General features: G+C 69.1%; 9 protein-coding genes and 1 pseudogene. 1 reads left to right on the forward strand and 9 read right to left on the reverse strand.

What is annotated here, in order from left to right; all coding sequences use genetic code 11:
- Positions 1–566: 566 nt before the first annotated feature.
- Entirely contained in the window at positions 567–1,106 is a 540-nt protein-coding gene (locus ACFTZL_RS32560) for a GNAT family N-acetyltransferase (RefSeq protein WP_382590084.1), read from the reverse strand.
- Positions 1,103–2,389, reverse strand: coding sequence for an XRE family transcriptional regulator (locus tag ACFTZL_RS32565; protein ID WP_382590087.1), 1,287 nt, complete (start codon positions 2,387–2,389; stop codon positions 1,103–1,105). Before ACFTZL_RS32565 ends, ACFTZL_RS32560 begins: the two co-directional genes overlap by 4 nt.
- Positions 2,390–2,623: 234 nt before the next feature.
- Between ACFTZL_RS32565 and ACFTZL_RS32570 the strand changes: the two are divergent.
- Positions 2,624–3,049, forward strand: a pseudogene (locus ACFTZL_RS32570) (ATP-binding protein); the annotation flags it as partial.
- 731 nt (positions 3,050–3,780) lie between these two features.
- Here the strand turns inward: ACFTZL_RS32570 and ACFTZL_RS32575 are convergent.
- The 7 genes from ACFTZL_RS32575 to ACFTZL_RS32605 all read right to left on the reverse strand — a co-directional run bounded on the left by ACFTZL_RS32575 (position 3,781) and on the right by ACFTZL_RS32605 (position 10,845).
- Positions 3,781–4,002 (reverse strand): hypothetical protein, encoded by a 222-nt coding sequence (locus ACFTZL_RS32575; protein ID WP_382590090.1) that lies wholly within the window; start codon positions 4,000–4,002, stop codon positions 3,781–3,783.
- Between the two features lie 93 nt (positions 4,003–4,095).
- Positions 4,096–5,067 (reverse strand): N-acetylglucosamine kinase, encoded by a 972-nt coding sequence (locus tag ACFTZL_RS32580; protein ID WP_382590093.1) that lies wholly within the window; start codon positions 5,065–5,067, stop codon positions 4,096–4,098.
- Positions 5,058–6,323 (reverse strand): 6-phospho-beta-glucosidase, encoded by a 1,266-nt coding sequence (locus tag ACFTZL_RS32585; protein WP_382590095.1) that lies wholly within the window; start codon positions 6,321–6,323, stop codon positions 5,058–5,060. Before ACFTZL_RS32585 ends, ACFTZL_RS32580 begins: the two co-directional genes overlap by 10 nt.
- Positions 6,324–6,329: 6 nt before the next feature.
- Positions 6,330–7,226: a carbohydrate ABC transporter permease gene (locus ACFTZL_RS32590; RefSeq protein WP_382590098.1), complete on the reverse strand. Its 897-nt coding sequence runs from the start codon at positions 7,224–7,226 to the stop codon at positions 6,330–6,332.
- The gene (locus ACFTZL_RS32595; RefSeq protein ID WP_382590101.1) at positions 7,223–8,167 is read right to left on the reverse strand and encodes a carbohydrate ABC transporter permease; all 945 of its coding nucleotides are present in this window, start codon (positions 8,165–8,167) and stop codon (positions 7,223–7,225) included. The genes ACFTZL_RS32590 and ACFTZL_RS32595 overlap by 4 nt, the downstream gene beginning before the upstream one ends.
- Before the next feature lie 47 nt (positions 8,168–8,214).
- A complete protein-coding gene (locus tag ACFTZL_RS32600; RefSeq protein ID WP_382590104.1) occupies positions 8,215–9,552 on the reverse strand; it encodes an ABC transporter substrate-binding protein in 1,338 nt (445 codons plus the stop codon).
- 81 nt (positions 9,553–9,633) lie between these two features.
- The gene (locus tag ACFTZL_RS32605; RefSeq protein ID WP_382590107.1) at positions 9,634–10,845 is read right to left on the reverse strand and encodes an ROK family protein; all 1,212 of its coding nucleotides are present in this window, start codon (positions 10,843–10,845) and stop codon (positions 9,634–9,636) included.
- Between the last annotated feature and the right edge of the window lie 180 nt (positions 10,846–11,025).

Raw genomic sequence — 11,025 nt, forward strand, 5'->3', positions numbered from 1 at the left:
GTACCCGAAGGTACCGGCCCCATGGGGAGTCCCGCCAAGGTGAGCCCAAAAGCCGCCACGGGATGATCTTGGGCGGTTAGGGCTTCGGTAGCGTGACGTAGAGCCGTCATACGCACGGGGCTCCGGCCACGGCCAGACCACCCGGCCCGGTAAACGTTCCCGGTCAGAGCACTAGGCCCACCGTCAGGCATCAGCTGGGACCAGAACGTCAAACATCACCTGGGACTAGACACTGAGGCAAGACCATGTCGTGTCTCGGTTGATGCGGCTTCACCTGATGCTTGATACCGCTTGCTTCAGCTTGGCTGTGCGCGTCTGATCGGCGCGTGCAGGGAGAGCTGAGGCCGCCTCGTCAAGCATCGCCTGGGGACTAACACCCCAGCAGGTGCACGGAGCTTGGGCAGATGGCGAACCGGAGGAGCCGAGTATCAGGCCCACCCCAAGTGGGCGTGGGGCGGTTCCGGAGGAAGCGGTGGAGGCGTAGGCGCTGAGTGTGGTGCATCGGTAGGCGTCCAGGGCAGAGGGGGACGGACTTCGGTGGACTACCCGGGCGGCGGTCGGACTCGTCAGCGGATAGCGCGGACCATCACAGTGAGCAACGGTGAGGCCGGTGAAGGCTGGCTTTGGCCGATGTCCTCGTAGCCCCATGACCTGTAGAGCGCGTGGACCTTTCCGTCGCCGGAGGCTGGGTTGACCATGAGCGTGACGAAGGGCTCGGCGCGGATGGCGAGGAGCGCGTCGTGGATGCGGCGGGCTGTGCCGGTCTTGCGCCAGGTCGGTCGGACGCCGATCTCCTTCAGGGCCACGGCAGGACGCTCGGTGTACTTCTCGGTCGGCGTCGGGCTGGTGCGCTGCCAGTAGCGGTTGCCGTGCTCGATGGTGTTGCCGTACGCGTAGCCGACCGGATGGCCGTCTGCGTATGCGAGGACGGTCACGAATCCCGGTTCCGTACCGTGCCTGTCCAGGCGCTCGCCGAAGGCGGTGACCGCGTAGTTCGGCAGGTGGAGGAGTGGGGCGCGCACGTCGGCGTATACGTCGAGGAGGTCGCCGCGGATGGTGTCGAGGGTGGTGTAGCTACGTAGCTCGATGGCGGGCGCCGTGGTCATGCGGCCATCCTCCAAGTGGCGGTGTGCTCGGTCCAGGTCCGGATGGTGGTGCTGCCGGGTGCCGTGGCGCGCAGTGCGGCACCGAACTCTTGCAGCATGCGGGACACACGGGCGTGCTGGGTGGCTGCGTCGGCGGGGACCATCATCGCGGTGGCCGTGGCGGCGTCGGCGTCGCCCTGGGCGAGTTGGGCGTGGGCGAGCCGGGTCGAGGTGATGGCCCGGGACCTGACCATGTGGGGGCGCAGGGCGGACAGGCAACGGTGAGCGTGATACTCGGCGGTCGGGTGGTCGCCGAGTGCCAAGTGCGCGGAGAGGGCCAGGGCGTCCAGCTCGGCTTGGTCGTAGAAGGCGAGCATCCACGCCGGCCGGTAGTCGGCGGGGTCGGCTCGCAGCATGGCGTCCTGGGCTTGCTCGAACGCGCGGCGGGTACCGGTGCGGTCCTGTGCGGCGCCGTGAATGGCCGCCTGCCGGGCCAGGCCGAGTGAGGCGAAAAGAGGATCACGGCGGGCGAGGTGCAGGTTGCGTGCGACATCGTTCGCGGCGAGTGCGTCGGCGGGGCGGCCCATGTGCCGGTACATGGTGCCCGCGTGGCTCCAGATGCGGAACTTGATCGCTTGATCGCCGGACATCTCGGCGAGGGACTGGGCCTCGCGCATGTGCGCCTTGGCGTCGTCGTAGCGGCGGCCGTCGATGGCGGCCCACATGGCCGAGGAGCGGAACGCCGCTGCGGAGGCGTAGAGGTTGCTGCGTACGCGCTGGCTGGCGCTGCCGGCGTTCTGGAGGTTCAGCGCCTCGTCGGCGAGTGCGGCGGCCTGCTGCTCGATGCCCAGTTGTCCGCCGTGGCGGTGGTCGCTGGCGATGATCTCCGAGAAGCGCTTCTGGAGGCGTTCGACGTCGCTCATGCCGATGCGGCGAGGCGAGGCGGTCCCGGGGGCGGCTGCCGCCGCCGCGGCAGCGGCCGCGATGCCGCCGATGAGGGTACGGCGCTTCATGTCGGGGTCCTCCTGCTGCGGTGGGGCCGGGGTGGACGAAGTCCGGCCCCGTGGCACGAACCCCAGAGCGATGGCGGGCAGTCCGGTGACGTCCTCAAGTGCCTTGCGGGTAGCCGACTTGGGCCAGTTGACCCGGCCCGCTTTCCAGGATCGGATCGATGAACCGTCGAGGCCGCCGGGCCGCCCGGTTAACTGTTCAATGGCCCTGTTCACAGCGTCAGCCAGGCTGTTGGAGCTGTAGCCGTGTTCGTCCATCCACGCTTCAAGAATGGTGTTGCGCGTGGTGCCCATGTCGGCACGGTAGCCCTCACTGCGCCTGCTCGTCAGGTAAATGGTAGGTCAAATCGCCCTATGTCGTTTCGTCGAGAGAGCGCCTGATCGCCCTAACCACCGTGTGCCGAACGGGAGTTGTCTTGTCACTGGTCGCCTGTCACTCCCGTGCGGGCGGCTGTTGACGGCCCTGTTCGCTCCTGACGCTTCCTTGGGGCGGGCCGGGCGCCGAGACGACACGAAGGCTCCATCCCAATGACGAGTCTCAGTAAGCCAGTTCAGGCTGCTCCCACTGGTCACCCTGCCTACAGCCAGACTTTCCTGTGCGAGCCGTCCACGGCTGCGATCGGCCGCAAGCTCGTCCGTGACGCCCTCGGCGTATGGCACCTGGACAACCTCGCCGACGTCGCTGCGCTGATCATGTCGGAGCTGATCGCGAACGCCGTCAGGCACGCCCCGTGCCACTCGATCCGCCTGATGGTCGGGCGGCCGGGCGTGACACGGGTGCGTGTCGGGGTGGTGGACCGGGCGCCCTCGCTCCTGCCGGTCCTCGGTCAGGTTGGTGAGGACGACGAGTCAGGTCGTGGTCTGCTCCTGATCGACGGCATCGCCGATCGCTGGGGCTGCGACCTGCACGGCCCGGGCAGGCGCCCATGGGGCAAAGAGGTGTGGGCCGAGATCCACGAGGGGCCGCGGATGAGCACCAGTACGCATGGTTCCCCACCCGCCATGGCCATGACGCCCAAGCAGGCCGCCTTCGTGCGCCTCGCCGACCACTGCGTCACCTGCCGGACGTGCTGTGCCATGGACGACGAGGGCGCCAACCTGAACCTCCCCTGTGCGGAGCAGGACCGGCTGCACGAGGAGTATCGGCAGGCGTCCCGCGCCGCCGGTCGGGGAGGAGACCGGTGAGCAGGTTCAAGAGCGCGGTGGAGCGGAGGCTGCCGCTCCCCGAGCCGGAGCCCGTGAGCGGCTGTGCGGAGTGCCGACGGTTTGGCGGTCAGCGGGAGGCTGCCAGGGCGGCAAGAGACATGTCTCGCGTCTCCGATTGCAACGTCCAGATCCGCCGTCACCCTCACGGATCGCGCGGGGCGAGGCGCAACAGTCGTTAGGCCCCCTGGGCCCCTGCCGGCTGGGGCGCCGCCCAGCGAGCCTCCTGAATGCGGGGCGGCGGCTACCCCCGGGGGGTAATGGATGCAGGCCCGAGGTCCTGACCTGGGGCTACAAAGGCCTCGTCCTCTCCGAAGTCCGGGGCCTGGAAGGGGTTCATGGCCGGAGGGGGCGATGCCGTGGCAGGGCAGCGGGGCGGTCCGTCCGGGGCGGAGAACGGCGAGGTCAGGTCGATGAGAGGTCTCCCTTGGAATCCAAGCCCCCCGTAGGGACCTGGCGTGCGATGAAGGGGTGCTGCGGTCCTACAGCTTGGTCATCTTGGCGTACGGGCTCAGGATCCGCTGTTCCACCGAGCCGAAATTCACGAGTGCCGCGATTCCGTCCTCGATGCCGATCACCCGGCCGAGGCCGTAGATGTCGTGTGTGACCTGGTCGCCGACGGCGAAGTGCTTGGGAGCCGGCACGACCGGGGGTTTGAAGGGGCTGGTGGGCAGGTGACGCTTGGCAGCGGGAGGCTTTGTCATTGCCTCAGTATGCGCCTGTGGGTACCCAAGTCACAGCGGCCGTCCACGGAGGCTGTCCCAGCACCCGCCCACCGAGCCCTCGTCTCGCACCCCTCACGCCCCGAAATGCGCCCGCAACCGCCCCTGCGCCCCCTCCCTCGCCCCCACCCTGTCCAGCCCGAGCAGGGCCGCGCCGAGGACAGGACTGGCCGTGACCGCCTGCGGGATCGCCATCGGGGCTCGGTCGGACAGCAGGTCCTTGATCCGGCCGTTCAGTTGGGGGTGCTCGGCCGCCAGGACGCCGCCGCCCAGCAGCACGGGTGTCGGTTCATTCACGAGGTCGAGGCGGGTGAGGGCCACCACGGCCATGGCGACCACCTCCTCGGCCTGGCGGTCGACGATCATGAGGGAGACCGGGTCTCCGGTCGCCGCCGTCGCGAAGAGGACCGGTGTCAGCTCGTGGCGGCGGGACGCTGCGATCCGGTCCAGGTGCAGTGCCTCGATCAGGGCGTACATGGACGCCAGGCCGAAGTGGGCGGGGAGGGTCCGGGACAGGGCCGTGGCGGGCCCGCGGCCGTCCTCCGCACGTGACGCGTGCCACATCGCCTCCTCCGAGAGGCCCCAGCCGCCGCCCCAGTCGCCCGAGACCCTGCCGAGGGCCGGGAAGCGGGCCGTGCGGCCGTCGGGACGCATGCCCACACAGTTGATGCCCGCCCCGCAGACGACCGCGACGCCCCGGGGTTCCGTCACCCCCGCGCGCAGGATCGCGAACGTGTCGTTGCGGACCGTCACCGTCGTCCCCCAGGCGCGTGCGTGCAGCGCCGTCGCCAACTGTTCCTCCTCGACCGGGAAGTCGGCGTTGGCGAGGCATGCCGAGACGTGAGTGACGGAAGTGAGGCCTGCGATGGCGAGGGCCCGGCGGGCAGGGGCGGCGAGCGTGTCCATCGCGGTGTCCAGGCCGACCGCGGGTGGGCGGAAGCCGGCCCCGCGTGCCGTGGCCAGGACTTCTCCGTCCGCCGTCACGATCGCGACGTCCGTCTTGCTGTTGCCGGCGTCGATGGCGAGGACGGATGCGGTCAGGCCCACGCGAGATGCTCCCGGTTGTGTGCGATCAGCCGGTCGGTGAGCGCCTCGGCGTACTCGTACTGGCCGATGAGCGGGTGGGAGAGGAGGGCCTGGAAGACGCGCGTGCGGCCGCCGTGCAGGGCCGCCTCCAGGGCCAGGTGCTCGTACGCCGTCACGTTCGCCATCAGGCCCGCGTAGAGGGGGTCCACCGGGGGGACGGGGAGGGGAGACGCGCCCTTGGCGCCCACCGCCGCCTGCACCTCGATCACCGCGTCGTCGGGGAGGAACGGGAGCGTGCCCCGGTTGTACGTGTTGACCACCTGGTACGGCGTGCCGCCACCGCCCAGCAACGCCGCCGCCAGGTCCACCGCCGCCTCCGAGTAGTACGCGCCGCCCCGCTTGGCGAGCAGCTCCGGCTTCTCGTCCAACGCCGGGTCCGCGTACATCGTCAGCAGTTCCTTCTCCATCGCCGCTACTTCGGCCGCCCGGGATGGCTTTGTCCTGAGTTCTCGTACGACCTCGTCGTGCGCGTAGTAGTAGCGCAGGTAGTACGACGGAACCACGCCCAGGCGGTCGAGCAGCGTGCGCGGCAGGCGCAGGTTCGCCGCGATCGTGTCGCCGTGGTCCGTCAGGAGCTTCGGCAGGACGTCCTCGGCCTCCGGGCCGCCCAGGCGTACTCCTGTCTCCCAGGTGAGGTGGTTGAGGCCCACGTGGTCCAGGTGGACCTCGGGGGGCTCCACGCCCAGCAGCGCCGCGAACTTGCGCTGGAGGCCGATCGCCACGTTGCACAGGCCGACCGCCTTGTGGCCCGCCTCGAGCAGGGCGCGGGTCACGATGCCGACCGGGTTCGTGAAGTCGATGATCCAGGCGTCCGGGTTGGTGCGGCGTACGCGGTCCGCGATGTCGAGGACGACCGGGACCGTGCGCAGGGCCTTGGCCAGGCCGCCGGCGCCCGTGGTCTCCTGGCCCACGCAGCCGCAGTCGAGGGGCCAGGTCTCGTCCTGCTCGCGGGCCGCCTGGCCGCCCACGCGGAGTTGCAGGAGGACCGCGTCCGCGCCGTCCACCGCCCGGTCGAGGTCGGTCGTGGTGGTGATGCGGCCGGGGTGGTCCTGGCGGGCGAAGATGCGCCGGGCCAGGCCGCCGACCAGGGCCAGACGGTCTTCCGCCGGGTCCATCAGGACCAGTTCCTCGATGGGCAGGGTGTCCCTCAGACGGGCGAATCCGTCCACGAGTTCGGGGGTGTAGGTCGAGCCTCCGCCGACCACGGTGAGTTTCATGTGCGTCTAACCCTTTACTCCGGTGAGCGTGACACCCTCTACGAACGCCTTCTGGGCGAAGAAGAACACGAGGATCACGGGGGCCATGACCAGAACGGTGGCGGCCATGGTGAGGTTCCAGTCGGTGTGGTGGGCGCCCTTGAACGACTCCAGGCCGTAGGAGAGCGTCCAGGCGCCCGGGTTCTCCGAGGCGTAGATCTGGGGGCCGAAGTAGTCGTTCCACGCGTAGAAGAACTGGAAGAGCGCCACTGCGGCTATGCCCGGTTTCGCCATCGGGAGGACGACCTTGAGCAGGGTGCGCAGATCGCCGCAGCCGTCGACCCTCGCCGCGTCCAGGTACTCGTCGGGGATCGTGGTGAGGAACTGGCGCAGCAGGAAGATCGAGAACGCGTCGCCGAACGCCATGGGGATGATCAGCGGCCAGAGCGTGCCGGACAGGTCGAGCTGCTTCGCCCAGAACAGGTACATCGGGATGATGACGACCTGCGGCGGCAGCATCATCATCGAGATGACCAGCATCAACGCCAGATTGCGGCCCCGGAAGCGGAACTTGGCCAGGGCGTAGGCCACCGGGATCGAGGAGATCACCGTGAGTGCCGTGCCCAGGAACGCGTAGAAGAGGGTGTTCTTCCACCAGGTGAGGAAGCCGGGGGTGTCGAAGACCCTGCGGTAGTTGTCCCACTCCCAGGTGTGCGGGATCAGGTCGCGGCTGAGCGCCTGGCTGTCGCTCATGAGCGAGGTGAGGAAGACGAACACGAAGGGGAGGGTGAAGAAGAGGGCCGCCGCGATGCCCAGGGAGTGGATCGCGATCCATTCCAGGAGTGCTCTGCGGTGGGCCGTGCGCTCCGCCGGGGTGGGCGGTGCCGTGCTCAACCCGACCGGCTTGTCCAGTAGTTGCGTCATCGTTCACCTGCGTTGATCAGGCCGCCCTTGCGGCGCATCAGGAGTGCGGTGAAGGCCATGGAGAGGGCGAAGAGCACCAGGGCCACCACACAGGCGGAGCCGTAGTCGAAGCGCTGGAAGCCCAGGTTGTAGACGAGTTGGGGGAGGGTGAGCGTGGACTTGTCCGGGTAGCCGGGCTCGAACTGCGTTCCCGCGCCCTGGATCACGCCCGACGCGACCTTTCCGGCGATCAGCGGCTGCGTGTAGTACTGCATCGTCTGGATCACGCCGGTGACCACCGCGAACATGACGATCGGCGAGATGTTCGGGAGCGTGACGTAGCGGAAGCGCTGCCAGGGCGTCGCGCCGTCCAGTTCCGCCGCCTCGTACTGCTCCTTCGGTACGTCGAGCAGGGCCGCCATGAAGATGACCATCAGGTCGCCGATGCCCCACAGGGCCAGCAGGGTGAGGGCCGGCTTCGACCACGTGGGGTCGTTGAACCAGCCGGGCGTGGGGAGCCCGACCTTCTCCAGGAGGGAGTTGACGGGGCCCGTGCCGGGGTTGAGGAGGAAGGCGAAGGCCATGGTGGCCGCCACGGGCGGGGCCAGATAGGGGAGGTAGAAGAGAGTGCGGAAGACGCCTGTCCCGGTCTTGATCTTGGTGATCAGCAGGCCCACGCCCAGGCCGAAGGCGACCCGGAGCGTGACCATGATGACGACCAGCCACAGGGTGTTGCGCAGGGCGGGCCAGAAGAGGGGGTAGTGCGCGAAGACGTACGTCCAGTTCTTCGTGCCCGTCCAGGCCGGCGGCTTGAAGCCGTCGTAGTGCATGAAGGAGAAGTAGACGGTGGAGAGCAGGGGGTAGGCGAAGAAGACCGTGAAGCCGATCAGCCAGGGGGAGAGGAAGGCCAGGGTGCGCAGCGTCGAGCGGCGGTGTTTCGCGCGCAACGTACAGGTGCTCATGGTGCTACCAGGGCTCATGGTGCTACCGGGGCTCATGGTGCTCATGGCTACTTCGCCTGCGCGATGTCTGTGTCGATCTGCGCGGCCGTCTTCTTCAGGCCGGCCTTGAGATCGGTCGCCTTGCCGCTTTCGTAGGCGTAGCCGAACTCCTGGACCGTGGTGAGGTAGACGCCGCCGTTGACGGAGGCGGGGGCGGTGGTGGAGTCCGGGTTGGCGGCGATCTCCAGGAACGTCTTGAAGCGCGGGTCGTACTTCAGCTTCGGGGACTTCAGGGCCGCGAGCGTCGACGGGACGTTGTGGATGGCGTTGGAGAAGTTCACCACCGCGTCCGTGTTCGTGGTCATGTACTTCACCAGCTCCCAGGCCGCGTTCTGCTTCTTGCTGGTCGCCGCGATACCGGCGATGGTGCCGGTGATGTAGCCCTTGCCGTACTGGTCGGCCTGGTCGTCGGGGACGGGCAGCGGGGCCACGCCGATGTCGAACTTCGGCTTGGTGTCCAGGGCCATGCCCAGACGCCACTCGCCGTCGAGCTGCATGGCGACCTGGCCGGTGTGGAAGGGGTGCTTGGGGCCCCACTCGTCCCCGAGCTTGGAGCGGTAGGTCTCCAGCTTGCGGTAGCCGCCGAGTTCGTCGACCAGCTTCTTCTGGACCGTGAACGCGGCCTCGAAGGCGGGGTCCTTGCCGACGTTCGACTTGCCGTTCTTGTCGAAGTACGTGGGGGAGAACTGGCCGAGGTAGTGCTCGGTGGTGGTCTCCCAGCCGTGGTAGTTCGGCATGAACCCGAGCTGCTTGTAGGTGTCGCCCTGGGGGATCGTCAGCTTCTTGGCGACCCGCTCGAACTCGGACCAGGTCTTCGGCGGGCTGCTGATGCCGGCCTTCTCGAACGCCGTCTTGTTGTAGTAGAGGCCGTACGCGTCGCCGAGGAGGGGGACGGCGCAGCGGTTGCCGTCGAACTGGGTGTACTCGTTCATCGCCTTCGGGAAGGTCTTCTCCGGGTCGACGCCGGACTTCTCGAAGAACGGGTTCAGGTCCACCAGGGCGCCGGAGGAACAGAACCTTCCGACGCTGTTCGTGGTGAAGGACGAGATCACGTCCGGGGCCTTGGCGCCGCCGGTGCGCAGGGCCTGGTTCATCTTGTCGTCGGTCATGTTGCCGACGACGTTGACGTGGATGTTGGGGTGCGCCTTCTCGAAGCCGGCGACCAGGGACTGGACGGCCTTCACCTCGTTCGGCGCGCTCCAGGCGTGCCAGAAGTTGATGGTCGTCTCCTGCGCGGCGTCGTCGCTCGCGCCGGCGTCGGACTGGCCGGTGCACGCGGTGACGAGGAGGGCGAGGGACGCGGAGGCGGCGAGCGCTATGGCTGCTTTTCTGGATATTCCGGGCATGGCAGAGCTCCCTGAGGCACGGGGGAAGGAGAGGCACGGGGGAAGGAGGGAAAGCGAGGAGGGGGGTGGGGGGGGGTGGGGTCAGCGGGAGGTGTCGAAGACCTCGTCGCGCGTCGTCGCGAGCGCGCTCTCCAGCGCGCCGCGCAGCACGGGATGTTCACGGACGTCGCCCACGACCAGGCGGGGGCGTGACGCGGCCAGTTCTTCCAGTTCGGCCTGGACGAGGGCGCGCAGCGTCTCGCCGCCCGAGGTGAGGGACGCGCCGCTCAGCACGACGAGCTCGGGGTCGAGGACCGAGACGAGGGAGGCCAGACCGGTGGCCAGCCGGGTCGCGTAGGTCTGCAGGAGGTGGCGGTGGGGTGCGTCGCCGGCCTCCGCGGCCCGGGCCACCAGGTGTGCGGCGGCCTCGGCGTACGGGGCCGTGGGGATGTCCTCGATGCCGAGTTCACGGGCCAGCCGGGGGACGGCCTGGGAGCCGGCCAGCTCCTGGTAGCCGCCGCTGTTGGCCTTGGTCACCTGGCGGACCAGGGGGGTGCCCGGCACCGGCAGGAAGCCGACCTCGCCGGCGCCGCCGCTCCAGCCGCGGTGCAGCCGGCCGCCGAGGACCAGGGCGGCGCCCAGGCCCTCCTGGTTCCACAGCAGCACGAAGTCCGCGTGGCCCCGGGCCGCGCCGAGCCGCTGTTCGGCGAGCGCGACCAGGTTGACGTCGTTCTCGTACTCGAACGGCATCGGCAGGGCGGCGGCGAGCTCGTCCAGGAGGGTGGGGGAGTGCCAGCCGGGGAGGTGGGAGGCGTAGCGCAGGCGGCCGGTGGTGGGGTCGAAGGCGCCGGGGGTGCCGATCACGAGACGGTGGATGTCGTCCCGCGCGAGGCCCGCCGCCTTCACCGCGCCGTCCAGGGCTTCGGTGACCTGCTGGACGACCGGGGTGCCGGTACGCCTGCCGGGGGTGGGCAGTTCGTGCCGGCCGACCGTGCGGCCGGTGATGTCGGAGACCGCCGCGAGGATCCGCTGGGGGGTGACGTCGAGCCCGGCGGCGTATCCGGCGGCCGGGTTGACCTCGTAGAGCTGGGCGTTCGGGCCCGGCCGGCCTTCGGTGGTGCCGGTGGCCAGGACGAGGCCCGCCGCCTCCAGGCGGGCCAGGAGCTGGGAGGCGGTCGGCTTGGACAGGCCGGTGAGCTTGCCGATCCGCGTACGGGAGAGCTGTCCGTGCTCCAGCAGCAGGTCGAGGGCGGCCCGGTCGTTCATGGCGCGCAGGACGCGTGGGGTGCCCGGCGTACCGGCGGTTCCTGCCATGCGTGTCCACACCTGCCCTTCGGCTGCTCAGCTTTTCAGTGATCGCGGGGGGAAGTCCATCGAGGGGAAGTCCCTCGAGGTCCGCCCGCCTGCTGATGTCTACTGTTAGGAAAGTTTCCTATCGGTGGAGAGGAAGCTAAACCCGGCACCTTCGGGAGTCAAGAGGGCATGAAGAAAGGG

Origin of the sequence: Streptomyces sp. NPDC056948 (assembly GCF_042674225.1) — a bacterium.
Taxonomy (GTDB): Bacteria; Actinomycetota; Actinomycetes; order Streptomycetales; family Streptomycetaceae; genus Streptomyces; species Streptomyces purpurascens.

Bases quoted from the DNA above. Each gene is read 5' to 3' on its own strand.
- ACFTZL_RS32575 (WP_382590090.1), bottom strand. From the start codon at position 4,002: ATGACAAAGCCTCCCGCTGCCAAGCGTCACCTGCCCACCAGCCCCTTC.
- ACFTZL_RS32585 (WP_382590095.1), bottom strand. From the start codon at position 6,323: ATGAAACTCACCGTGGTCGGCGGAGGCTCGACCTACACCCCCGAACTC.
- ACFTZL_RS32565 (WP_382590087.1), bottom strand. From the start codon at position 2,389: ATGGGCACCACGCGCAACACCATTCTTGAAGCGTGGATGGACGAACAC.
- ACFTZL_RS32560 (WP_382590084.1), bottom strand. From the start codon at position 1,106: ATGACCACGGCGCCCGCCATCGAGCTACGTAGCTACACCACCCTCGAC.
- ACFTZL_RS32590 (WP_382590098.1), bottom strand. From the start codon at position 7,226: ATGACGCAACTACTGGACAAGCCGGTCGGGTTGAGCACGGCACCGCCC.
- ACFTZL_RS32600 (WP_382590104.1), bottom strand. From the start codon at position 9,552: ATGCCCGGAATATCCAGAAAAGCAGCCATAGCGCTCGCCGCCTCCGCG.
- ACFTZL_RS32595 (WP_382590101.1), bottom strand. From the start codon at position 8,167: ATGAGCACCTGTACGTTGCGCGCGAAACACCGCCGCTCGACGCTGCGC.
- ACFTZL_RS32605 (WP_382590107.1), bottom strand. From the start codon at position 10,845: ATGGCAGGAACCGCCGGTACGCCGGGCACCCCACGCGTCCTGCGCGCC.